The organism is Cellulomonas jepli (assembly GCF_047229345.1).
GTDB lineage: Bacteria > Actinomycetota > Actinomycetes > Actinomycetales > Cellulomonadaceae > Cellulomonas_A.
Genome location: NZ_JBFTER010000031.1, coordinates 1 through 21,827, shown reverse-complemented (window position 1 = coordinate 21,827; position 21,827 = coordinate 1). Strand labels below are relative to the sequence as shown.

Annotated in this window: 21 protein-coding genes; 9 read left to right on the top strand and 12 right to left on the bottom strand. The window is 75.6% G+C overall.

Annotated features, from left to right (window positions below; genetic code table 11):
- Nucleotides 1-12: 12 nt before the first annotated feature.
- Entirely contained in the window at nt 13-1,647 is a 1,635-nt protein-coding gene (locus AB6N24_RS09525; RefSeq protein WP_412869160.1) for a xylulokinase, read from the bottom strand.
- Between the two features lie 218 nt (nt 1,648-1,865).
- On the opposite strand from AB6N24_RS09525, the gene AB6N24_RS09520 reads away from it, so the two are divergent.
- Complete coding sequence (locus AB6N24_RS09520) at nt 1,866-2,195, top strand: hypothetical protein (RefSeq protein ID WP_412869159.1); 330 nt, start codon at nt 1,866-1,868, stop codon at nt 2,193-2,195.
- Between the two features lie 66 nt (nt 2,196-2,261).
- Nucleotides 2,262-2,516, top strand: coding sequence for a hypothetical protein (locus AB6N24_RS09515; RefSeq protein WP_412869158.1), 255 nt, complete (start codon nt 2,262-2,264; stop codon nt 2,514-2,516).
- A gap of 3 nt (nt 2,517-2,519) precedes the next feature.
- On the opposite strand, the gene AB6N24_RS09510 is transcribed toward AB6N24_RS09515, so the two are convergent.
- From AB6N24_RS09510 to AB6N24_RS09495, 4 genes are read right to left on the bottom strand one after another with little or no spacing between them, the layout of a single operon-like run.
- Nucleotides 2,520-3,509: a LacI family DNA-binding transcriptional regulator gene (locus AB6N24_RS09510; protein WP_412869157.1), complete on the bottom strand. Its 990-nt coding sequence runs from the start codon at nt 3,507-3,509 to the stop codon at nt 2,520-2,522.
- Nucleotides 3,510-3,553: 44 nt separating this feature from the next.
- Nucleotides 3,554-4,381, bottom strand: coding sequence for a pyrroline-5-carboxylate reductase (gene proC / locus AB6N24_RS09505; protein ID WP_412869156.1), 828 nt, complete (start codon nt 4,379-4,381; stop codon nt 3,554-3,556).
- 35 nt (nt 4,382-4,416) lie between these two features.
- Nucleotides 4,417-5,148, bottom strand: a complete 732-nt coding sequence (locus AB6N24_RS09500) for an ABC transporter permease (protein ID WP_412869155.1) — start codon at nt 5,146-5,148, stop codon at nt 4,417-4,419.
- On the bottom strand, nt 5,145-5,966 hold the full coding sequence (locus AB6N24_RS09495) for an ABC transporter ATP-binding protein (RefSeq protein ID WP_412869154.1): 822 nt from the start codon (nt 5,964-5,966) through the stop codon (nt 5,145-5,147). Before AB6N24_RS09495 ends, AB6N24_RS09500 begins: the two co-directional genes overlap by 4 nt.
- Nucleotides 5,967-6,254: 288 nt before the next feature.
- On the opposite strand from AB6N24_RS09495, the gene AB6N24_RS09490 reads away from it, so the two are divergent.
- Nucleotides 6,255-7,052: a thermonuclease family protein gene (locus tag AB6N24_RS09490; RefSeq protein WP_412869153.1), complete on the top strand. Its 798-nt coding sequence runs from the start codon at nt 6,255-6,257 to the stop codon at nt 7,050-7,052.
- A gap of 4 nt (nt 7,053-7,056) precedes the next feature.
- Here the strand turns inward: AB6N24_RS09490 and AB6N24_RS09485 are convergent, their stop codons facing one another.
- The gene (locus AB6N24_RS09485; protein ID WP_412869152.1) at nt 7,057-8,715 is read right to left on the bottom strand and encodes a DUF7059 domain-containing protein; all 1,659 of its coding nucleotides are present in this window, start codon (nt 8,713-8,715) and stop codon (nt 7,057-7,059) included.
- Between the two features lie 159 nt (nt 8,716-8,874).
- Here AB6N24_RS09485 and AB6N24_RS09480 point away from each other — a divergent pair, with 159 nt between their 5' ends.
- The 4 genes from AB6N24_RS09480 to AB6N24_RS09465 all read left to right on the top strand — a co-directional run bounded on the left by AB6N24_RS09480 (nt 8,875) and on the right by AB6N24_RS09465 (nt 12,173).
- Nucleotides 8,875-9,444 carry a hypothetical protein gene (locus AB6N24_RS09480; protein WP_412869151.1) on the top strand — a complete coding sequence of 190 codons (570 nt, stop codon included), beginning with the start codon at nt 8,875-8,877 and terminating at the stop codon, nt 9,442-9,444.
- Nucleotides 9,445-9,517: 73 nt separating this feature from the next.
- Entirely contained in the window at nt 9,518-10,597 is a 1,080-nt protein-coding gene (locus tag AB6N24_RS09475) for an amidoligase family protein (protein WP_412869150.1), read from the top strand.
- A complete protein-coding gene (locus AB6N24_RS09470) occupies nt 10,594-11,361 on the top strand; it encodes an RNA polymerase sigma factor (RefSeq protein WP_412869149.1) in 768 nt (255 codons plus the stop codon). The genes AB6N24_RS09475 and AB6N24_RS09470 overlap by 4 nt, the downstream gene beginning before the upstream one ends.
- Nucleotides 11,358-12,173: a hypothetical protein gene (locus AB6N24_RS09465; protein ID WP_412869148.1), complete on the top strand. Its 816-nt coding sequence runs from the start codon at nt 11,358-11,360 to the stop codon at nt 12,171-12,173. The genes AB6N24_RS09470 and AB6N24_RS09465 overlap by 4 nt, the downstream gene beginning before the upstream one ends.
- Nucleotides 12,174-12,299: 126 nt before the next feature.
- Here the strand turns inward: AB6N24_RS09465 and AB6N24_RS09460 are convergent, their stop codons facing one another.
- Together AB6N24_RS09460 and AB6N24_RS09455 are read right to left on the bottom strand one after the other, a co-directional pair.
- A complete protein-coding gene (locus AB6N24_RS09460; RefSeq protein ID WP_412869147.1) occupies nt 12,300-13,076 on the bottom strand; it encodes an endonuclease/exonuclease/phosphatase family protein in 777 nt (258 codons plus the stop codon).
- A 232-nt stretch (nt 13,077-13,308) separates the two neighbouring features.
- Nucleotides 13,309-15,606: a sodium-translocating pyrophosphatase gene (locus AB6N24_RS09455; RefSeq protein ID WP_412869146.1), complete on the bottom strand. Its 2,298-nt coding sequence runs from the start codon at nt 15,604-15,606 to the stop codon at nt 13,309-13,311.
- A 327-nt stretch (nt 15,607-15,933) separates the two neighbouring features.
- Here AB6N24_RS09455 and AB6N24_RS09450 point away from each other — a divergent pair, with 327 nt between their 5' ends.
- Nucleotides 15,934-16,473, top strand: a complete 540-nt coding sequence (locus AB6N24_RS09450; protein ID WP_412869145.1) for a sigma-70 family RNA polymerase sigma factor — start codon at nt 15,934-15,936, stop codon at nt 16,471-16,473.
- Entirely contained in the window at nt 16,470-17,555 is a 1,086-nt protein-coding gene (locus tag AB6N24_RS09445) for a hypothetical protein (RefSeq protein ID WP_412869144.1), read from the top strand. The genes AB6N24_RS09450 and AB6N24_RS09445 overlap by 4 nt, the downstream gene beginning before the upstream one ends.
- A 189-nt stretch (nt 17,556-17,744) precedes the next feature.
- On the opposite strand, the gene AB6N24_RS09440 is transcribed toward AB6N24_RS09445, so the two are convergent.
- The 4 genes from AB6N24_RS09440 to AB6N24_RS09425 all read right to left on the bottom strand — a co-directional run.
- Complete coding sequence (locus AB6N24_RS09440) at nt 17,745-18,080, bottom strand: STAS domain-containing protein (protein ID WP_034630011.1); 336 nt, start codon at nt 18,078-18,080, stop codon at nt 17,745-17,747.
- A 126-nt stretch (nt 18,081-18,206) separates the two neighbouring features.
- Nucleotides 18,207-18,878 (bottom strand): anaerobic ribonucleoside-triphosphate reductase activating protein, encoded by a 672-nt coding sequence (locus AB6N24_RS09435; protein ID WP_412869143.1) that lies wholly within the window; start codon nt 18,876-18,878, stop codon nt 18,207-18,209.
- Nucleotides 18,875-20,689, bottom strand: coding sequence for a ribonucleoside triphosphate reductase (locus tag AB6N24_RS09430; protein WP_412869142.1), 1,815 nt, complete (start codon nt 20,687-20,689; stop codon nt 18,875-18,877). Before AB6N24_RS09430 ends, AB6N24_RS09435 begins: the two co-directional genes overlap by 4 nt.
- A gap of 398 nt (nt 20,690-21,087) precedes the next feature.
- A partial coding sequence (locus tag AB6N24_RS09425) for a 5-oxoprolinase subunit C family protein (protein WP_412869141.1) occupies nt 21,088-21,827 on the bottom strand: 740 nt, incomplete at its 5' end.

The window sequence follows — 21,827 nt, the reverse complement described above, 5'->3', positions numbered from 1 at the left end:
CGTCCTGCTCGCTCAGGCGCGGGCAGGTCGGTCCTGGTGGCCGATCGCCTCGACCGCGGCGCGCTCGATCGCCAGGCCGGCGACGTAGTGGTCGAGGAACGTCGCGTAGCCCGCGACGTCGGCCGGGTCGGGCTCGACGACGTCCGCCGCCGCGTCGCCGAAGATCCTCGCGTCGAGGAAGGCGCCGAGCTCGAGCTCGTCGGCGGCGGCGAGGTACGCCGCGAGCACCGCGATGCCCCACGGCCCGCCCTCGCTCGCCGTCCGCGCGACCGCCACGGGGGCGCCGACCGCGGCGGCGAGCAGCCGCTGGGCGACGCCCGCGGTGCGGAACATGCCGCCGTGCGCGAAGAGCGTGCTGATGCCGACGCCCTCCGCCTCGAGCACCCGCATGCCGAGGCTCAGTGTCCCGAACGCGCCGTACACCTGGGTCCGCACGAAGTTGGCGAGCGTGAGCCGGCTGCCGGGCGTGCGCACGACGAGCGGGCGCCCCTCGGCCAGGCCGGTGATCGGCTCGCCCGAGAGGTAGTTGTAGGCGAGCAGGCCGCCGCCGTCGCTCTCGCCCTCGAGCGCCTCGCGGAGCAGCGCCCCGAAGACCTCGTCCGGCGCCGCCGGGGAGCCGAGGACGGTCGCGAACCGGCCGAACACCTCGGCCCACGCCCCGAGCTCGCTCGCGCCGTTGTTGCAGTGCACCATCGCGACGAGGTCGCCCGCGGGCGTCGTCACGAGGTCGAGCTCGTCGTGGACCCGCGCGAGCGGCCGCTCGAGGACGACCATGGCGAAGATGCTCGTGCCCACGCTGACGTTGCCCGTGCGCGGCGCGACGGCGTTGGTCGCGACCATGCCGGTGCCCGCGTCGCCCTCCGGCGGGCACAGCGGGAGGCCGGGCTGCAGCGTCCCGGTGGGGTCGAGCAGCGCGGCGCCCTCGGCCGTGAGCCGGCCGGCCTCCTGGCCGGCCACGAGCACCTCGGGGAGCAGCTCGGTGAGCCGCAGGCCCGGGCGGCGGGCGCCGACGCGCTCGTCGAACAGCCCGAGCAGGCGCGCGTCGTAGGTGCGGGTCGCCGGGTCGATCGGGAACATGCCCGACGCGTCGCCCACGCCCAGCACGTGCCGGCCCGTGAGCGCGCGGTGGACGTAGCCCGCGAGCGTCGTGACGGACGCGACGGCGGGGACGTGCGGCTCGTCGTCCAGGACCGCCTGGTACAGGTGGGCGACGGACCAGCGGAGCGGGATGTTGTAGCCGAACAGCTCGGTGAGCTCGGTCGCGGCGCGCTCGGTGGTCGTGTTGCGCCACGTGCGGAACGGGGTGAGCAGCTCGCCGTCGGCGCCGAACGCGAGGTAGCCGTGCATCATCGCGGACACGCCGAGCGCACCGAACGTCGTCGGCCGCACGCCGTGCCGCTGCTCCGCGTCGGCGAGCAGGGCGGCGTAGCACTCCTGCAGGCCGGTCCAGACCGCGTCGAGGGAGTACGTCCACACGCGGTCGACGTACTGGTTCTCCCAGTCGTGGCTGCCGCTCGCGAGCACCGTGCCGTCCTGGGCGACGAGGCAGGCCTTGATCCGGGTCGAGCCGAGCTCGATGCCGAGGGCGGTCGCGCCCTGCGTGATCGCGGCGCGCGGGTCGAGGGCGTGCTGGGGATCGACGGCCATGTCGCTCCGGTCCGTGACGTGGTGGGCACCCGGCGGCTGCGGCGGCGCGCCGGTCCGGGGGCGCCGTCGGCAGATCACCGCGGCGCGTCAATGTTAACGCTCACATGAGGGAAGTCAAGCAGGAGCGGGTCCGCCTCGCGCGTCACCGCACGCCTCGGGCCCCCGGTCCCGCCGGCCCTGTGAACCGGGGGCCGGCAGCTGCTCGCCCGCAGCACGAGGTGCGCCGCGACGACCCCCGAGACTACCCGCTCGCCCGCGGCGAGAGCGGGCAGCGGGTGGGCCGCGCGAGCCGGACGCGCCGTGCACGCCGCGACCCGGGCGCGCCGTGCACGCGCACGGTCCGTACCGCCGTCCGGGTCGGCGCCGACGCTGCGCGAGCGCCCTGGCTACCCTCACCCGCGCTCACCGCGACCGGGGCGGAGGACGTCCGGCTCGACGCCGGCCCGGTCGACTTCCGGGTCCGGGCCTCCCGGGCGCGGCTGGTCGACGGGCACCTCGTCGTGCCCGTCGAGGTGACCAACGAGTCCGGCGCCGACGGCTCCGCGTGAGGACCCAGCTTCTTCGAGGGAGGCTCCGTCACCCGCGGCGGCGTCACGTGCTCCGAGGGCACGAGCATGGGCGGGCTGCACGTGCTGCAGGGCGGCACGGCGGTGCACCCGCTCGACTACCCGGTGCCGTACATCGACCGGGTCGTCCACACGTGCGCGTGCGAGATCGACACCAAGAAGCGGGTCGACCCGGGCCAGACCGCCGTGTTCACCGTCGTCTACCCCGCGATCGGCTCGCCGGCGACGGTGACCCTGCAGCGCGGCACGGGCGAGGGGGACGTGGACTTCCGGCTCACGGACATCCCGGTCGAGCAGGGCTGAGCGTCAGCCCGCGGGCAGCACCGAGCTCGCCCGCACCACGAGCGTCGCCGGGATGGCCGGGCGCGCGACGTCCGACCCGGCCAGCGCGTCGCTCAGCACGTCGATCGCCAGGCGCCCTAGCGCCGCGAAGTCCTGGCGGACCGTCGTCAGCGGCGGGATGAAGTACGCCGAGCCCGCGACGTCGTCGAAGCCCACGACCGCGACGTCCTGCGGCACGCGCAGCCCGTTCTCCCAGAACGCGCGCAGCAGGCCGAGCGCGAGCTGGTCGTTCGCCGCGAAGACCGCGCTCGGCGCCCCCTCGCGCGCGAGCCGCAGCCCGACGGCGTAGCCGCGCTCGGCGGTCCAGTCGCCCTCGATGTGCTCGGGGACCGCGAGACCGAGCTCGGTGCACTCCCCGCGCCAGCCCGCGAGCCGGTCGCGTGCGTCGAACCAGTCCTGCGGGCCTGCGAGGTGCACGATCTCGCGGTGGCCCGCCTCGGCCAGGTGCCGGGTCGCCTGCCGCGCGCCGTCGGTCTGCTCGACCGTCACGGTCCGGATCGTCGAGCCGGCGGGCTGCGCCGAGCTCGTGATCATCACGACCGGGACCGGCGCGTCGAACGACGCGACCGCCTCGGTGACCTCGACCTGCGGGGCGATGATCGCGATGCCCTCGACGCCCTGCCCCATGAAGTGCTCGAGCGCGCGGTGCATCGTCGCGGCGTCGAACACGCTGATCGTCGCGACGCTCACGAAGTAGCCGGCGTCGCGCGCGGCCTCCTCGAGCGCGACGAGCGTGCTCGTCGGGCCGTACAGCACCGACCCCGTCGTCACGACGCCGATCGTGCCCGAGCGCCGGGTCACCAGCGCGCGCGCGGCGCTGTTGCGGCGGTAGCCGAGCGTCGCGATCGCGTCGAGCACGCGCTCCCGCGTCTCCGCGCGCACGCTCGGGTGGTCGTTGAGCACCCGGGAGACGGTCTGGTGGGAGACGCCCGCGAGCTGGGCGACGTCGCTCATCGCGGGCGGGCGCGGCGTACCCACGCCGGCGGTCACGGCGGTGCCTACTTCGCCGACTCGGCGGCGAGCTCGCGCGAGCGGTCCCGCGCGGCCTCCGCGGCGGCGAGGATCCCCGCGCGCACCCCGTGGGCGTCGAGCGCACGCACCCCCGCGACGGTCGTCCCGCCCGGCGAGGAGACCCGCTCGCGCAGCACCACCGGGTGCTCGCCGCTCTGCTGCGCGAGGGCCGCGGCCCCCTCGACCGTCGCGACCGCGAGCCGCGACGCGAGGTCACGCGTGAGCCCCAGCAGCACGCCGGCCTCCGCGAGCGCGTCGATCACGTAGAACGCGTAGGCGGGGCCGGAGCCCGAGATCGCGGTGACGGCGTCGAGGTCCTTCTCGGCGACCCGGACCACGAGACCGGTCGCGCCGAGGACCCGCTCGACGAGCGCGAGGTGCTCGTCGGTCGCGTGCGTGCCCGGCGCGATCGCGCTCGCGCCGTGGCCGATGACCGCGGGCGTGTTCGGCATGACCCGGACGACGGGCGTGCCCTCGGGCAGCCGCTGCTCGTAGAACGCGACCGGCAGGCCCGCGGCGACGGTGACGACGAGCGTCCCCGGCCGCACCGAGCCCGCGACCTCGTCGAGCACCGCCCCCACGACGTTCGGCTTGAGCGCGACGACGACGACCTCGGCGTGCCGGACCGTGTCCGGGTTCGTGTCCGACGCGTTGACCCCGTACCGCTGCGCGAGCTCGGTCGCGCGCGAGGCGTACTGCTCGGTCACGTCGACGTCGTCCGCGGACCAGCCCGCCGACAGGAGCGCCGAGACGACCGTCTCGCCCATCACCCCGCCACCGAGCACCGCGACGCGGACGTTCTGCTGAGTGGTCACGGCGCCAGACTACCGACGGGGCCCGCCGCGCCCGGTCAGGGTGTCCGCCGCCGGAGCGTCGTCGCCCCCACCACGACCGCCGCGAGGATGAAGCCGGTGAGGACGAGCACGTCGCCCCGCACGTCGGCGAGCCCGCCGCCGGCCGCGAGCACCTGCAGCGCGTCGACCCCGTAGGTGAGCGGCAGCACCCGGGAGACCGCCTCGAGCACGGCCGGCAGCTGGTCGCGCGGCAGCAGGATGCCGCACACGATGATCTGCGGGAACACGATCGCCGGCATGAGCTGCACGGCCTGGAACTCGGTGCGGGCGAGCGCGGAGGCCGCCAGGCCCAGGGTCGAGCCGAGGACCGCGTTCAGCACCGCGACCAGCCCGACGGCCCACACCGGCCCGGCGACGTCCATGCCCAGCAGCCCGACCGCGACCCCGGTCAGCACGAGCGCCTGCACCACGGCGGCGAGCCCGAACGCGAGCGCGTACCCGGCCACGACGTCGCCCCGCCCGATCGGCGTCGCCATGAGCCGCTCGAGCGTGCCCGTCGTCCGCTCCCGCAGCGTCGCCACGCTCGTGACCAGGAACATCACGATCATCGGGAACAGGCCGAGCAGCAGCGGGCCGAACTGGTCCAGCACGGGCGTGCCGTCGTAGATCCACGCGACGAGCCCCAGCAGCAGGCACGGCAGCGCGAGCATGATCCCGAGGGTGCGGTGGTCGTGCCGGAGCTGCGACAGCACCCGTGCGGCCGTCGCGAGCGTGAGGCGCGCGGTCACCCGGCGACCGCCGCGTCGCGCTCCACGAGCGTGAGGAACGCCTGCTCGACGTCCGCCGCCCCGGTGCGGGCGAGGAGCTCGGGCAGGTCCGTGTCCGCGACGAGCCGTCCCTCGCGCAGCAGCAGGAGCCGGTCGCAGCGCGTCGCCTCGTCCATCACGTGGCTCGACACCAGCAGCGTCGTCCCCCCGTCGCGCAGCCGGCGGAACAGGTCCCACAGGTCCCGCCGGAGCACCGGGTCGAGGCCGACCGTCGGCTCGTCGAGCACGAGCAGGTCCGGGCGGCCCAGCAGGGCCGCGGCCAGCGACACGCGCGCGAGCTCGCCGCCCGAGAGCCCGCCCGTGCGCCGGCGCGCGTGCCGGGTGAGGTCCACGTCGTCGAGCACGCGCGCGACGTCGTCCGGTCGGGCGCCGACGACCGCCGCGAAGTAGCGCAGGTTCTCGGTGACCGTGAGGTCCGTGTAGACGCTCGGCGACTGCGTGACGTACCCCACGCGGTGCCGCAGCGCGGGCGACCCGGCGGGCAGCCCGAGCACCTCGACCGCTCCCCCGGCGACCTCCTGGACCCCGACGACCGCGCGCATGAAGGTGCTCTTGCCGCTCCCGCTCGGCCCCAGCAGCCCGACGACCTGCCCCGCCGGGACCGTGACGTCGAGGCCGGGCAGGACGACCGTGCCGCCCTTGCCCCCGCGCACGACGCGCAGACCGGTCGCGCGCACCGCGGGCGACCCGGACGCCTGCCCCGCGTGCCGGCCGCTGCGCTCGCGGGGACCGGTCGCGACCTCGTCCGACGCGCGCGTCCCCCGGTCGTGGCTGCCCATGCGCCCACCCTGGCCCCGGGCCGGACCACGGTCAACGGCGGACGGCGCGCGCCCCGCACGGGCGTTCCCGGCCGCGGACCCGGGTGAACCGCAGGCCCCGGGGCCTCCCGTTGCGCCGGACGCGTGACACGGCGCGCGGACGCGACACGTGGCGTTCACACACCGGCGCTATGGTCCGACCACATCTCGCTCGACAGTCGTCCGTCCGGTGCAGTCGCCGGGCGGGCGACTTTGCCGCGCCCGGGACCGATCCCCGACGCGTGGCGGCGACAGTCGAAAGGAACGCTCGTGAGGACCAAGCTCGTGATCGCCGGCGCCGCCGTGCTCGTGGTGGCCGTGGGGGCCGCCGGGTTCGTCCTGCTCGACCGGGGGCCCGACGAGACGATCGCGACCGTCACCGCGGTCGAGTCCGGCGACACGCTGCGCGTGCGGCTCGACGGGCAGGAGCGCGTGCTCCACCTGACGAACCTCGCCGCGCCGGAGGGCGACGAGTGCCTCGCGACCGAGGCGACCGCGCAGCTCGCGGGGTACGCCGGCGTCGACTCCGAGCTGCGCCTCGAGGTCGAGGGCACGCCCGCGACCGAGGGCGACCTGACCGCCGCGGCGTTCCTGTCCGACGGCCGGCTCCTCAGCGAGGTCATGGCTGCCGACGGCCTCGGCTACCTCGTGATCGAGGAGACCGGCCGCACGTACGAGTGGGTCGTGCGCGCCGCGCAGGAGGAGGCCCGGTTCAACGCCGCGGGCCTGTTCTCGACCGAGGTCGACTGCACCATCCCCGGCCAGGTCTTCTCGGTCTCGGACCGCGTCGAGGCCGCGACGCTCGTGCTCGAGGAGGAGGCCGGCGCCCAGGTCCTCGCCGCGCAGCGCTCCGAGCTCGACGCGCTGATCGAGGAGGCGCACGCGCTCGTCGACCTCATGGGCACCGAGCAGGGTGGCGCCGTGTGGGACGTCCTGCGCGCGAGCGACCGCATCGGGTACGCCGCCCAGGCCCAGACCGCGGTCGCGACGCTCGAGCTCGCGCGCGGCGAGGTCGAGCTCGTGCTCAACCAGGAGGCGGGGACCCCCGCGACCGGCGCGCGCGGCTGACGGCTCAGGCGCTCGCGGGCACGAGCAGGCCGTCGAGGACGAGCCCGCGGACGCTCGGCAGCACGTCGGCCGCCACGTCGTCCGCCCCGACGCCGAGCAGCGCCGCGAGCGCGCCCACGACCTGCCCGACCGAGAGCTCGCCGTCGCACGCCCCGACGAGCCCGGCCAGGGCGGTCCCCGCGCGGACCGTCCGGCCGAACGCGCCGCCCTGGCGGAGCAGCACGACGCTCGGGTCAGCGTGCCCCGGGGTGAGGTAGCGCTCCTCGGTGACGTCGGGCGCGACGACGAGGTGCTCGCGCGCGAGGGCGTCGTCGTCCCGCCGCGCGAGCCACGTGTGCGCCGCGAGCGAGGCCGCGATCGCCGGGCCGAGCGGCTGGCGGACCCCGCCCGTGACCTCCTCGAGCCGGCGCAGCGTCGGTGGGCCGTCGAGCGGGCGGCGCAGCGTCACGATCCCGAAGCCGACGGCCTCGACGTCGCGCGACGCGAAGTCGTCGAGCCACGCCCCGTACCGCTGCGCCCACGCCTCGGGGTCCCTGTCCGGCGTCGTGCCGCCGTCGCGGATCCACGTCTCGGCGTACTGCGCGGGGTCCTGCAGCTCGCGCTGGACGACCCAGCCGTCGAGGCCCGACTCCTCGACCCACTCCCCCACGCGCTCGTGCCACTCCTCGCCGCGGCGCACCTCCCAGTTGCCGAGCAGCTGGGCCACGCCGCCGGGCGCCAGCACCGCGCCGACCCCCGTGACCAGCTCACGCACGATCGCGTCGCCCGCACGCCCCCCGTCGCGGTACTCGTAGAGCGGGACGTCGCCCGGCGCTCCCGCCGCCGGTGAGCGGGGCGTGATGACGAACGGCGGGTTCGACACGACGAGGTCGAAGCGCGGCTCGTCCGGGCCGCTCACCGGGCCGAGCATCGAGCCCGCGCGCAGCTCGAACCGGTCGCGCCCGACCCCCGCGAGGTCCGCGTTGAACCGGGCGAACGCCAGCGCGCGGCGGGAGATGTCGGTCCCCACGACCGCCCGGGAGTGCCGGGCGGCGTGCAGCGCCTGGATGCCGCAGCCCGTGCCGAGGTCCAGTGCCCGGGCGCGCGGGTCCCGCACGGTGACCTGCGCGAGCGTCGTCGACGCGCCGCCGACACCCAGCACGTGGTCCGTGCGCAGCGCCCGGCCGGTCGCGAGCTCGCCGAGGTCGGACGCGACCCACCAGTCGACGGTGCCGCCGGGGTTCCCGGCCCGGTCGGCGCCCGCAGCACCCGGCGCACCGTCCACGGGCTGCCCCGCGTCGAGACCGTCCGCCGCCTGGTAGGGGCGCAGGTCGACGCGCGCGCGCACGCCGTCGTCCGGCCCGGCACCCGCGGCCTCGACGAGCCCGAGCACCTCGGCCCCGTGCACCCCGAGGCGTCCGAGCGCCCGCTCCAGCGCGGCACGGGGCACGTCGACGCCCAGCACGAACGCCCGGACGAGCGCAGCACGCGGGTCGGTCGTGGCGGCCGTGACCCGGAGCGCCGGGACGCTCTCCTCCCGGTGGAGCGCGGCGGCGGCGAGCGGGCCGAGGAGGTCCTCGACACCCTCGACCGTGTACGCCGCGGCGGTGAGGTCCGCGCGCAGCGCGTCGAGCAGCACGGGGTCGGTGCGCGGAGTGTCGGAGCGGGGCGTCGGAGCGGTCACCGGCCCATCCTGCCGTGCACCGCGCCGGGGCCCGTCCCCCGTCTGCGCAGGTCCTCCGCAGGATCGCCACACACCGGTTCGTCCACCGGCTCCACAGGACGGCGCCGAGCCGCGTTCTCAGGGGGTACCGAGAAGCGCACCACCCCCAGGAGGAACACCATGAGCACCACGACCACCGCGCCGGCCGCCCGCAGCTCCCACCGCCGCCGCCTCGTCACCGTCGGCGTCGTCGCCGTCGGCCTGTCCGTCGCCGGCGCCGGGGCGGCGATGGCCGTCGCCCCCGCCTCCCCCGTCTCCCGCGTCGTCGCCGGCGCGCTCGCGGACGCCGGGGTCGACTGGTCGTTCATGCCCGCGGGCTACACCCAGGCGCAGTACGAGGCGTTCTGGGGCGGCGGCCACACCACCGACGACGTGGACACCCTGAGCGCGCTCTGGGAGCTCGACGTCGTCGAGACGAAGGCCAAGGCCGGGCAGATGCTGATCGACGGGCAGGCGCTGCCGCTCGACGGCCCCCGGACGCCGGTCGAACTCGACGATGCCGGTGCGGCCGTGCCCGACGGCGACGACCCGCGCGACGCGTTCTGGGGCGCCGGCTACACCTACGAGGACGCCGTCGCGCTGAGCGAGCTGTGGAGCACCGACGTCTACGAGACCAAGGCCACCGCCGGGCAGAAGATCCTCGACGGCGAGCAGCTGCCCATCGCGCCCGGCAGCACGCCCGCGTCCTGACCCCCACCGCCTGAGCCTTCCGGGCTGCCGCCGCCGCGGCACCCCGACGACCCGCCCCGAGGAGACGAGCCCTGTGGACGAGCTGACGTTGCGTACCGGCTTCGAGATCGAGCTGCTGGCACCCCCCGGATCGGATCGGCAGGTGCTCGCCGACGAGATCGCCGCACGCTGCGGTGGCCGCGTCCGGCGCTCGTTCCACGGGGACAGCGAGCCGTCGGCGGTGCCGGGGGTCGGGGTGTTCCGGCACCTGTCGCCGGCGTTCGACGTGGTCGACCCGCAGGGGGAGCCGGTCGCGCGCCTCGTCGACGACATCACGATCGAGGCCGACCTGGCCCCGGTGCGCGGGCTTCCCGGGCACCGGGGCTGGTACCGGGTGCTGTGCGACGACGCGCGGCTGCTGCGCCTCGTCGAGCGGCACGCCGACCCGGACGCGCCGCTGAGCTCGGTGCTCGACGGCGCCGCGGCGCTGTTCGGCGTCGAGACCGAGGTCTTCCCCGCCGCGGCGCGTCTCAACGACGCGACCGGGGCCAGCGTCGCGGTGGTGCTGCCGCTGCCTCCTGGGCGGGAGCGGCCCTGCGAGGTCGTCACCCCGCCGCTCGTGGCCGGGCACGCCGCGGCGCTCGAGCGGCTGCTCTCTCCGGCACGCGAGCTCGGCTTCACGGTGCCGCACGAGGCGGCGGTGCACCTGCACGTGGACGGCGCCCCGTTCCGGCGGCCCGCGAGCCTCGCGAACGTCGTCCGGCTCTTCGGCCACTGGCGGGAGGTGCTGTGGACCGTGCTCGGCACCAACCCGGCGTGCCGGCGGCTCGCCCCGCTCCCCGACGCGCTCCTCGACCTCGTCGAGCTTCCCTGGGAGGATTCCGCGGAGCGCTCGGGATGGGCGCGCCTGCAGGCGGTCGCCCGCTCCGCGGGGCTCACCAAGTACGCCGACGTCAACCTCACCCAGCTCGTGAGCCCACGCCCGCAGCGCGACACCCTGGAGGTGCGGATCCTGCCCGGCGACCTCGACGGCCACGCCGTGGTGCGGCGCGCCGCACTCGTCGAGGCGCTGCTCACCCGCTGCCACGACCCCCGGCCCCTGCCCCGGCCGCGCGCCGACGCGGCCCGGGACCCGCGCGGCGCGCTGCTCGACCTCGCGGGGGTGCGCCCGTGACGGCGTGGCCGCGCGTGTCGGGGCCCGACAGCGCCGCCGTGCCGGTGCTGCGCCCGGTGATGGACCGGCCACGGCTCGCGGCGGCGCCCGGCCGCACGCAGGCCGACGGGCACGCCGACCCCGCGCCGGTCGGTGCCGGGCTGGTCGGCGCCGGGCCGGTCGGCGCCGGACCGGGCGGCGCCGGACCGGTCGGCGCCGCAGAGCGCGGGCGACCGGCCCTCGTGCGCAGCGAGGGTGCCGCGGAGCGCCCGGCCGCCTCGGGTCGCCGGCTCGACGACGTCGTCCGCAGCCAGCTCCCCGGGCTCCTGCGGTACGCGACGGTGCTGACCGGCGACGGGCACGCCGCCGCCGACCTCGTCCAGGAGGTGCTGCTGCGTGCGCACGTGCGCTGGGGCCGCATCGCGCTCCTCGAGCGCCCGGACCTGTACCTGCGCCGCATGGTCACCAACGAGCACCTGTCGTGGCGGCGCCGCTGGCACGTGCGCACCGTGCGACCTGCCGCAGACGACGTGCTCGCCGCCCACACCGACCCGCAGGGCGACCACGCGCACCACGTCGTCGAGGACGACGCGATGTGGCGCCTGCTCGCCGACCTGCCGCCGCGGCAGCGCACCGTCCTGGTGCTCCGCTACTACGAGGGGCTCGACGACGCGGAGATCGCCGACGTCCTCGGCACCAGCCCCGCGACCGTCCGTTCCCACGCCTCGCGCGCCCTCGCCACGCTGCGGCGCACCGACCTGACCACCCGACCGGAGACGCCATGAGCGAGTACCGCCGAGCCGACGCGGACGGCTCCCCCGACACCCCCCGCGGCCCGGCCGCCTCGCCGGAGGACGAGCTCGCCCTGCGGATCACGCGGGCCCTCCAGGCCCGCGGCGCGGCGCACCCTGACCCCGCGCTCGTGGCCGCCCGCATCGAGGCGCAGCTCGACGACGCCCCCGGGGTGTCCTCGCTCAGCACGTTCCGGCGCCGCGGCGGGCGCATCGTCGCCGCGGGCGTCGTGACCTCGGCGATCGCGGTGGCCGGCGCGGGAGCCGCTGCCGCGTCGAACCCGTACTCGGAGGTCGCGCGAGCGGTCGAGAACGTCGCGCAGGCCGTCGGGGTCGACTGGTCGTTCATGCCCGCCGGCTACACGCGCGAGCAGTACGAGGCGTTCTGGGGCGCTGGCCACACAGTCGAGGACGTCGACGCGCTGAGCGCGCTGTGGGACCTCGGCGTCACCGAGACGAAGGCGAAGGCCGGGCAGCTGCTGCTCGAGGGACAGGCGCTGCCGCTCGAGGACGTCACGCGGGTCCCGCTCGACCTCAGCGAGTCCGGGCTCCCCGTGGAGGGCGACGACCCCCGGGACGCGTTCTGGGACGCGGGCTACACGTACGAGGACGCCGTCGCGCTGAGCGAGCTGTGGAGCGTCGACGTCTACGAGACCAAGGCGCAGGCCGGCCAGCTGATCCTCGACGGCGAGGAGCTGCCGCTCCGCCCGGGCTCCGCACCGACCCCGACGGCTGCTGGCGAGCTGCCCGGGGACGCGCCGGTCCGAGCGCCCCGGGCGCAGCCCGGGGGTGCCGGCGAGGAGTGAGCCTCCGCGCTCCGGGCACCGCGGGCGCAGCCGGGGGCGGCGAGCGGTGAGCCTCCGCTCTCCGGGCACCGCGGGCGCAGCCGGGGCGGCGGCGAGCGGTGAGCCTCCGCCCGGGCGCGTTCCCGGTCAGCCCGGCAGCTCGAGGTCCGCGACGATCGGCAGGTGGTCGCTCGCCCGACGTGCGGCGTCGTCGTCGGGCACGTGCGCCGCGCGGGGCACGAGGTCGGGGCTCGCGAGCACCGCGTCGATCCGGCGCCGTGGGCGCACCGCGCTGAACGTGCGGGCGGGCTCCGCGCGGACGCCGCCCGGCGCACCGCCGGCCGCGTCACCCGGGGCGGCACCTGCCGCGCCCGGTACCGTCCGGGCACGCCCTGCGTCCGCCGCCGCGACGTGCGCGTCCTGCAGGAGCGCGCCGAGCCGGCCCCACGTCTCGCCACCGGGCTGCTCGTTGAGGTCCCCCACGACGACGCAGGGACCAGGCGTCGCCTCGACCTCGGCGAGGATGCGGCTCAGGTGGCGTGCGCGCTCGAGCCGGTCGAGCGAGAGGTGCACCGAGACGACCCGCACCCCGTCGACGGTCGCGAGCGCGTAGCCGCGGCGCGTCCACGCCGTCCGGCGCTCCCGAGGGCCGAACCACGGCAGGCGCACCGCTCGCGCGTCCTCGACCCGCCCCGCGCGCGGGGACACCAGCAGCGCGGTCGTGCGCGCGCCCCCGTGACCCACCGCGACCCGCAGCCCCGCGTCGCGCGCGAACCGGCGCAGCCGCCACCGACCGAGCGGCCCGCGCGGCGGCTCCTGGACCCCGACCACGTCCGGGTCCGCGGCCCGCACGACCGCCGCCGCGGCGGGGGCGTCGAGCTTGAGGCCCTTGAGGTTGTACGTCATGACGCGCAGCACCGGCATGGCGCCCATCTCACCGCCTCGACGCCGCACGCGCCCGGCGACGACGTCCGGTCCCCCGTGCCCGTCCACGCGGGACGGCCGTCCCGGGTGGCGCCGGCGCGTCAGCCGGCCGTCCCTGGTGCGGCCGGCTCGTCGGCCCGGCGGCCGCCCGCACACGCACGAGGGGACCCGCCGGCCCCGGCGGATCCCCTCGTGACCTCCCGGCGCGGGTCGCCCCGCGCAGGTCCGGACGTCAGCGCACGAGCTGCGTCTCGTGCTCCAGGCGGCCCTCCTGGTCGACGCGCGCCGCGCGCAGCCGGGAGGCGATGACCGCGCCGAACGCGATGGCCGTCGCGGCGAGCGCGATCGCGAGCCGCAGCGCGTGGTTCGCGTCGTCGCCGACGCTGATCGCGACGATCGCCGGGGCGATGAGCAGGGCCACGAGGTTCATGACCTTGATCAGCGGGTTGATCGCCGGGCCGGCGGTGTCCTTGAACGGGTCGCCCACGGTGTCGCCGATGACGACGGCGGCGTGCGCCTCGGAGTTCTTGCCGCCGTAGTGGCCGTCCTCGACGATCTTCTTCGCGTTGTCCCAGGCGCCGCCGGAGTTCGCGAGGAACACCGCCATGAGCACGCCCGAGCCGATCGCGCCGGCGAGGAACCCGGCGAGCGGGCCGATGCCGAGCCCGAAGCCGACCGCGATGGGCGCGAACGCCGCGAGCAGGCCCGGCGTCGCGAGCTCCCGCAGCGAGTCGCGCGTGCAGATGTCGACGACCTTGCCGTACTCGGGGCGGACCTCGCCGGTCATGATCCCGGGGTTCTCCCGGAACTGGCGGCGCACCTCGAACACGATCGCGCCGGCTGCGCGGGTCACCGCGTCGATCGCCAGGCCCGAGAACAGGAACACCGTCGCGCCGCCGAGGATCACGCCGACGAGCGTGATCGGCGAGATGACCGAGTAGCTGAGCATCGCGGCGACGATGTCGCTGTCGATCGCGGCCTCCCCGACGTCCCGCAGCGACGTGGCCACCGCGTCGGCGTACGAGCCGAACAGGGCGGTCGCGGCGAGCACCGCCGTCGCGATCGCGATGCCCTTGGTCACGGCCTTGGTGGTGTTCCCGACCGCGTCGAGGTCGGTGAGGATCTGCGCGCCCTCCTCGGTGACGTCGCCCGACATCTCGGCGATGCCCTGCGCGTTGTCGCTGACCGGGCCGAACGTGTCCATCGCGACGATGACGCCGACGGTCGTGAGCAGCCCGCAGCCCGCGAGCGCGATGAGGAACAGCGCGAGCGACACCGAGCCGCCGGCGAGGAGGAACACCCCGCAGATCGCGGCCGCGATGATGCCCGCGGTGTAGACGGCCGACTCGAAGCCGACGCCGACGCCCGAGAGGACGACGGTCGCGGCACCGGTGAGCGACGTGCGTGCGACGTGCAGCGTCGGCTTCGACGTCGTGCCGGTGAAGTAGCCGGTGACCCACAGGATGATCCCGGCGAGGACGACGCCGATCGCGACGGCCAGCGTCGCGATGATCCGCGGGTCGCCGCCGTGGGTCTCCAGGCCGGCCGTGCCGCCGGTGAGCTCGGCGAACGTCGAGGGCAGGTAGACGAAGGACGCGACGGCCGCGAGCAGCACGCCGACGAGCGCCGCGGTGTAGAACCCGCGGTTGATCGCCGCGAGCCCGCTCTCGCTGCCGCGCACCTTGGTGATGACGACGCCGAGCACCGCCACGAGGGCGCCGATCGCGGTCACGATGAGCGGGAGCACGAGGCCCTGCTCGCCGAACGCCGCCTTGCCGAGGATCAGCGCGGCGACGAGCGTGACCGCGTAGGACTCGAACAGGTCCGCGGCCATGCCGGCGCAGTCACCGACGTTGTCGCCCACGTTGTCCGCGATCGTCGCGGCGTTGCGCGGGTCGTCCTCCGGGATGCCCTGCTCGACCTTGCCGACGAGGTCGGCGCCCACGTCGGCCGCCTTGGTGAAGATGCCGCCGCCGACGCGCATGAACATCGCGAGCAGCGCGGCGCCGAAGCCGAAGCCCTCGAGCACCGAGGGTGCCTCGCCGCGGTAGATCAGCACGACCGACGCGGCACCGAGCAGACCGAGCCCGACGACGCACATGCCGACGACCCCGCCGGTCCGGAACGCGATGCGCGCCCCTTCCGCCCGCCCGCCCGGCAGCGACGCGGCCGCGGCGACCCGCACGTTCGCGCGCGTGGCGAGCCACATGCCGAGGAACCCGATCGCGGCCGAGAAGCCGGCGCCGACGAGGAAGAAGATCGAGCGCCCCACCTTGATGCCCATGTCGCCGGGCAGCAGGAACAGCAGCAGGAAGACCACGAGCGCGAACGCGCCGAGCGTCTTGAACTGCCGCGACAGGTACGCCGACGCGCCCTCCTGCACGGCGCGCGCGATGTCCTGCATCTTCGCGGTGCCCTCACCGGCGGCGAGCACCTGACGTCTGAGCACGACCGCGTAGAGCAGCGCGGCGACGGCGATCGCGGCGATGACGCCGACGATGGTGAGGCTCGTGGGTCCGAGCGTGATCATGCAGCCTCCTCGGGCACCGGCGCGGCCCCCCTGAACCACGCCCGTCCGGATCGGCCCCGTTGCCGTCGGACGCGCCGAAGTCTAGCCAGATGCGGACGCACGGTCGCGACCGGTCGAGCACGGTCGAGCACGGCCGCACCGGACGGCGAGGCCCCGGCACCAGCCCCGACCGTGCGTCGCGGGCGTCGACGGCGGGCACCGCCGAGGCGGGGACGGCGTGGCGTCGCACGAGGAGGTGTGTCCGTCGACCAACGGTTCGGGACGCCCGGTCGTCATGATGGGCAGGTGCGCCGACCGGGTGCGCCGGACGTCGACGACGGAGGCGCAGTGGCCGACTGGGAGCACGTGCTCGACGTGCTGGTGCGCGAGCGCGGCGCGGCGCTCGTGCGGTACGCCGCGCTGCTGACCGGCGGCACCGCGGAGGCCGAGGACCTCGTGCAGGAGGCGCTCGTCCGGGCGTTCAGCCAGGGCCGCCCGCTGCGGGAGGCCCGTGCGGCGGAGGCGTACGTGCGACGGGCGATCCTCACGGTCTTCCTCGACGGGTACCGGCGGCGCGCGCGGTGGAGCGGCGTGCGGCACCTGCTCGTCGGCGCCACGACCACGGACGGGCCCGAGGACGCCTCGGCGTCGCGCGCGGACGTGCACGCGGCGCTCGCGACGCTGCGTCCACGGCTGCGCGCGTGCGTGGTGCTCCGCTACTACGACGACCTGACCGTCCCCGAGATCGCCCGCCGCCTCGGGCTGTCCGACGGCACGGTCAAGCGGTACCTGTCCGACGCGATCGACGCGCTCGAACGGGTGCTCGGGCCGCTGCCCGTCGCCCACACCCTCGACGTGACCCTGCTGCCGACCGGGAGGACCCGATGAGCACCGACCTGTCCCACGCGCTGCGCGAGGCTGTCGACGGCCCGCTCGCGGGGGCCGGCCCCGCACTCGACACGACCGGCCTCGCGGCGCGCATCCGGCGCCGGCGGGCGGTGCGTGCCGGGGTGCGCGGGACGGTCGGGGTCGGTGCCGCCGGCGCTGTCGCGCTCGCGGGTGCGGTGCTGGCCCGCAGCGACGACGCCGGCCTCCCCGCTGCCGTCCCGGGGGCCGAGCCGGGCGCCTGCGGGTCGTCGGCCGACTCGCTCGGCAGCACGGACGGGGACGTCTCGATCGAGGTCGTCGGCGCGGGGGTCGGGGTGCTCAGCGCGACGAGCTGGCAGTACGACTCGCGGGCTCCGCTGGGCTCGCTGCAGGGCCGCGAGCTCGCCGTCTCGTTCGCGACCGTGCAGTACGCGGGCCCCGGTACGACCGTCGAGCTGGTCCCGGCGCTCGACGAGGCTCCGCACCTCGCCGTGGTCCACGACGGCACCGTGGTCTCCGTCCCCGGACCGGCGCGACGCACACCGGCTCAGGAGGCCGTGGACTCCCAGGCCAGGCTCGACCCGAGCGGCTTCCGCCCCGGAGGGCTCGATGCGACGAGCGCCCTTCGTGAGCTCGTGGTCGACCTCGCGGCGTGCGGGACGGACGGTGAGCCGCTGCCGCCCGGCGCCTACGACGTCTACGCCTGGACCGACGCCGCGACGCCGGGCGAGCGCGTCGTCGACGGCCCCTGGGACCTCGAGCTCCTCGACCCAGCGACCACCCCCGTGCCGCTCCCCGCGGGGTTCCCCACCGACGTCCCGCTCGTGGACGGCGAGCTCGTCGAGGCCACCGCGCTCGACGGGACGACCGCGAGCGGCTGGCTCGTGACGGTCGGGGTCGCGGGGACGGACGGTCGGCAGCGGGCCCTGCGGTCGCTCGCGGACGCCGGCTACACCGTGGCGTCCGCCGAGCAGCTGGACGGCGGTCGCACCCCGCAGACGGGACTCACGGCGCTGGTCGACGCGCAGCACCTCGTCGAGCTGTCGGAGACGGTGGGCACGCGCCACGACCGTGAGCTGACGTACCGGATCCGGGAGCGCTGAGGCGCAGGCTCGGCACTCTCGGGTCGCTGGGGCGCAGCCACGGCGCGGACCACTCCGAGCCGCAGCCTCGGCGCGGACGGCTCGGCCCCGGCGCATCCCGACCGGCACGCACGCCCGCCTGGGCGAGGCGCGTCGCCCACCGCCGCCGGGTGGCGGCCGCCGGACGGCGCTGCCGGGTCCTCGGGAGGCTCAGGCCGCGAGCGCCGCGTCGACCGTCTCGTGGATCGTGAAGACCTGGGTCAGCGCCGTGATGCGGAAGACCTTGAGCAGGCGCTCGGAGTCGATCACGAGCTGGAGCCGGCCGCCGTGGCCGCGCACCTTCTTGAGCACGCCGACCAGCACGCCCAGCCCCGTGGAGTCCATGAACCGCACGGGCGTGAGGTCCACGACGAGGTCGGTGCGCCCCTCGTCGATCAGGCTCGCGAGACGCTCCCGCAGGACCGACGCGGTGTACACGTCGATCTCCCCGGAGACCTCGACCACCGTCACGTCGCCCACCGCCCGGCTGACTACTCCGACGTCCATGCCCCACCCCGTCTCGTCGGTTCGGCGTCATTCAAACAGAACCACGACGTGCGCGGGTGCTCCGCGCCCGTGTCGTCCCGGTACGCCACCCCGTGGGGCAGCGCCGCGCCCCCAGCGTGCCGGGTGTCAGCGGGCCGCGCCCGTCGTCGACCGCGCGCGGGCGTCCGCGAGCGCCTGCCGGTACGCCTCGGTGGTGCCGTCGGGCCGGACCTCCTGCAGGACGTGGTCGCGCACGCCGAGCCCGCGCAGCGTCGAGCCCAGCCGGGCGACGTCCTGCGGGCTCAGCACCGTCGGGTCGACCGTCGTGCGGACCTGCACGTCGACGCCCGAGTCGAGCACGAGGCGCAGGGACGCGAACGCGGCGTCCGCGCTGGGCCCGACGCGAGTGATCGCCTGATAGAGGGACGCCGGCGCCTTGACGTCCAGCCCCACCCAGTCGACGAGCGGCAGCACGTCCTCGAGGCGGCGCGGGTAGGCGCCCGAGGTGTGCAGCCCGACGAGGTACCCGGCGCCGCGGACCTCCCGCATCGCCGCCGCGAGCGCGTGCTGGCGCGTCGGCTCCCCGCCGGAGAACACGACGCCGTCGAGCAGGCCGTGCCGGCGTGCGAGGAGGTCACGGACCCGCGCCCACGGGACGGTGCCCGGGGTGCGCGGGTCGATCAGCGACGGGTTGTGGCAGTACGTGCACTCCCACGGGCAGCCCTGGAGGAACAGGGTCGCGACGAGCCGTCCCGGCCAGTCGCACGTCGACAGCGCGGTGAGGCCGGCGATCTCCAGCGCGTCGGGTCCACCGCTCACGCGCGGACCGGCTCGCGGAACGGCGTGCGCTCGGCGTGCTCGCCCTTCTTGCCGATGTTGAACGAGCTCACGGGCCGGTGGTAGCCCATGACACGCGTCCACACCTCGCACACGACGGGGTCCGCGCCCGGCCGCTCGTCGCCGCAGCGCTCGCACGTCGGGTGCTCGCCCGCGAGGTAGCCGTGGTTCGGGCAGATCGAGAACGTCGGGGTGATCGTGATGTACGGCAGGCGGTACGTCGACAGCGACCGGCGCACGAGCTCGCGGCACGCCTGCGCGGTGCTCAGGCGCTCGGACATGTACAGGTGCAGCACCGTGCCGCCCGTGTACTTGCGCTGCAGCTCCTCCTGGCGCTCGAGCGCCTCGAACGGGTCGTCGGTGAAGCCGACCGGGAGCTGCGAGGAGTTCGTGTAGTACGGGTTCGTCTCGGTGCCCGCCTGGATGATGTCGGCGTACCGCTTGCGGTCCTCCTTCGCGAACCGGTACGTGGTGCCCTCGGCCGGCGTGGCCTCGAGGTTGTACAGGTGCCCGGTCGCCTCCTGGAACTCGACCATGCGCGAGCGGACGTGGTCGAGCAGCCGGACCGCGAGCGCGTGACCGTCGTCGGTCGTGACGTCCTCGAGGTCCGACGTGAAGTTCCGGACCATCTCGTTGATCCCGTTGACGCCGATCGTCGAGAAGTGGTTGTCGAGCGTGCCGAGGTAGCGCTTCGTGTACGGGAACAGGCCCTCGTCGATGTACTTCTGGACGACCGTGCGCTTGACCTCGAGGGAGTCCCGGGCCAGGTCGAGCAGGCGGTCGAGCTCGCGCAGCAGCGTCCCCTCGTCGCCGCGGTACAGGTAGCCCAGGCGCGCGCAGTTGACCGTCACGACGCCGAGCGAGCCCGTCTGCTCCGCGGACCCGAACAGCCCGTTGCCGCGCTTGAGCAGCTCGCGCAGGTCGAGCTGGAGGCGGCAGCACATCGAGCGCACGTCGCCCGGCTTCATGTCGGAGCGGATGAAGTTCTGGAAGTACGGGAGGCCGTACTTCGCGGTCATCGCGAACAGCAGCTCGGCGTTCTCGGACTCCCACGGGAAGTCCTCGGTGATGTTGTACGTCGGGATCGGGAACGTGAAGACCCGCCCGCTCGCGTCGCCGTCGGTCATCACCTCGATGTACGCGCGGTTGATCAGGTCCATCTCGACCTGCAGGTCGCCGTACGTGAAGTCGACCGGCTCGTCCGCGACGAACGGCACCTGCTCGCGCAGGTCCTCCGGGCACGTCCAGTCGAACGTGAGGTTCGTGAACGGCGTCTGCGTGCCCCAGCGCGACGGGACGTTGAGGTTGTAGACGAGCTCCTGGATGCCCTGCTTGACCTGCGCGTACGTGAGGCGGTCCAGCCGGACGTACGGCGCCATGTACGTGTCGAATGAACTGAACGCCTGCGCGCCCGCCCACTCGTTCTGCATGGTGCCGAGGAAGTTGACGATCTGCCCGATCGCCGAGCTGAAGTGCCTCGGGGCGCGCGCCTCGACCTTGCCCGGGACGCCGTTGAGCCCCTCCTGCAGGAGCGTGCGCAGCGACCAGCCCGCGCAGTAGCCCGAGAACATGTCGAGGTCGTGGATGTGCAGGTCGCCCTCGCGGTGCGCCCGACCGATCTCCGGGTCGTACACGTGGCTCAGCCAGTAGTTCGCGACGACCTTGCCCGCGGTGTTGAGGATCATCCCGCCAAGCGAGTAGCCCTGGTTGGCGTTGGCGTTGACGCGCCAGTCGCTGCGGTCGAGGTACTCGTCGATCGACGAGCCGACCTCGACGACGGGGTGGTGCTGCATGGGAGTTCCTTCCGGCGGGGCTGTGCGGGGTGCGGGTGCGGGCTGTGCGGGGTGCGGGCTGTGCGCGGTGGTCGAGCGCGAGCGGTGGGATGGCGGTCCTCGGAGCGGCGCTGCGCGTCCGATATGCCTCCACAAGATGTGGTGGTCGGCGCGGCGCCGGGCAACAAGATGTGGCATTTCTATGCCCGGAGTCCCGGCGCCCCCGGGGACCTAGGTCCCGTGCGTCGGTGCTGCGGGCGGCGGGCCTGCGCACCGACGTGCCGGGTCGACGCGACACCTCGGCGTGTCGCTCCCGGCGCACCCGCGCCCGGACGGTCGGTGCGGCGCACCGGCGGGCGCACGCTCGGACGGCGCACGTCCCGCCTCCAAGACGGTCGCGGCTCGCAGACCGCTCCCCGTCAGCGCGTGAGCGTGAAGCCGACCGGGTCGCCGGGACGCAGCTGCGCCGCGGCGGAGAGGCCCGTCGAGGTCACCACGGCGAGCACCGGGTACCCGCCCGTCACCGGGTGGTCGGGGCCGAAGACCACCGGCTGCCCGTCCGGCGGGACCTGCACGGCGCCCACGACGAGGCCCTCCGACGGCAGCTCGCCGCGGTCGGCGCGCGGCAGCGCCGGGCCGACGAGCCGGAGCGCCACCCGGTCGCTCGACGGCGTCACGCGGTAGTCCCCGAGGGTGAGGACGTCGAGCGCGTGCGGGGCGAACCAGTCGAGCCGCGGCCCGGGCAGCACCGGCAGGACCACGCGCTCCGGCCACGCCTGCGCGGGCGCGACTTCCGGCCCCGGCTCCGGGAACCCGCGCGTGTCCCGGCCGACCGGCAGCACGTCCCCGGCCGCGAGCGGCGCCGGGCCGAGCCCCGAGAGCCGGTCGGCGGATCTCGACCCGAGCACCGGCGGGACGTCCACCCCGCCCCGCACCGCGACGTACGTCCGGAGCCCGTGCTCGGCGGTGCCGAGGCGGAGCCGCGACCCCGCCGGGAGCCGGAGCGCCGCACCGTGGCCGGCCGGTGCGTCGTCGATCCACGCGGGCCCGCGCGCGCCCGTGAGCGCGACGACCGTCGTCCGCAGCGCGTGCACCTCCAGGCCGCCGAGCAGGACCTCGAGGGCGGCCGCGCCCGGCAGGTTGCCGACCAGCCGGTTGC

Coding starts and splice junctions, on each gene's coding strand:
- AB6N24_RS09525 (WP_412869160.1), bottom strand. CDS start 1,647: ATGGCCGTCGATCCCCAGCACGCCCTCGACCCGCGCGCCGCGATCACG.
- AB6N24_RS09440 (WP_034630011.1), bottom strand. CDS start 18,080: ATGGACGTCGGAGTAGTCAGCCGGGCGGTGGGCGACGTGACGGTGGTC.
- AB6N24_RS09480 (WP_412869151.1), top strand. CDS start 8,875: ATGAGCACCACGACCACCGCGCCGGCCGCCCGCAGCTCCCACCGCCGC.
- AB6N24_RS09455 (WP_412869146.1), bottom strand. CDS start 15,606: ATGATCACGCTCGGACCCACGAGCCTCACCATCGTCGGCGTCATCGCC.
- AB6N24_RS09460 (WP_412869147.1), bottom strand. CDS start 13,076: ATGCCGGTGCTGCGCGTCATGACGTACAACCTCAAGGGCCTCAAGCTC.
- AB6N24_RS09495 (WP_412869154.1), bottom strand. CDS start 5,966: ATGGGCAGCCACGACCGGGGGACGCGCGCGTCGGACGAGGTCGCGACC.
- AB6N24_RS09510 (WP_412869157.1), bottom strand. CDS start 3,509: ATGAGCGACGTCGCCCAGCTCGCGGGCGTCTCCCACCAGACCGTCTCC.
- AB6N24_RS09515 (WP_412869158.1), top strand. CDS start 2,262: ATGGGCGGGCTGCACGTGCTGCAGGGCGGCACGGCGGTGCACCCGCTC.
- AB6N24_RS09465 (WP_412869148.1), top strand. CDS start 11,358: ATGAGCGAGTACCGCCGAGCCGACGCGGACGGCTCCCCCGACACCCCC.
- AB6N24_RS09445 (WP_412869144.1), top strand. CDS start 16,470: ATGAGCACCGACCTGTCCCACGCGCTGCGCGAGGCTGTCGACGGCCCG.
- AB6N24_RS09430 (WP_412869142.1), bottom strand. CDS start 20,689: ATGCAGCACCACCCCGTCGTCGAGGTCGGCTCGTCGATCGACGAGTAC.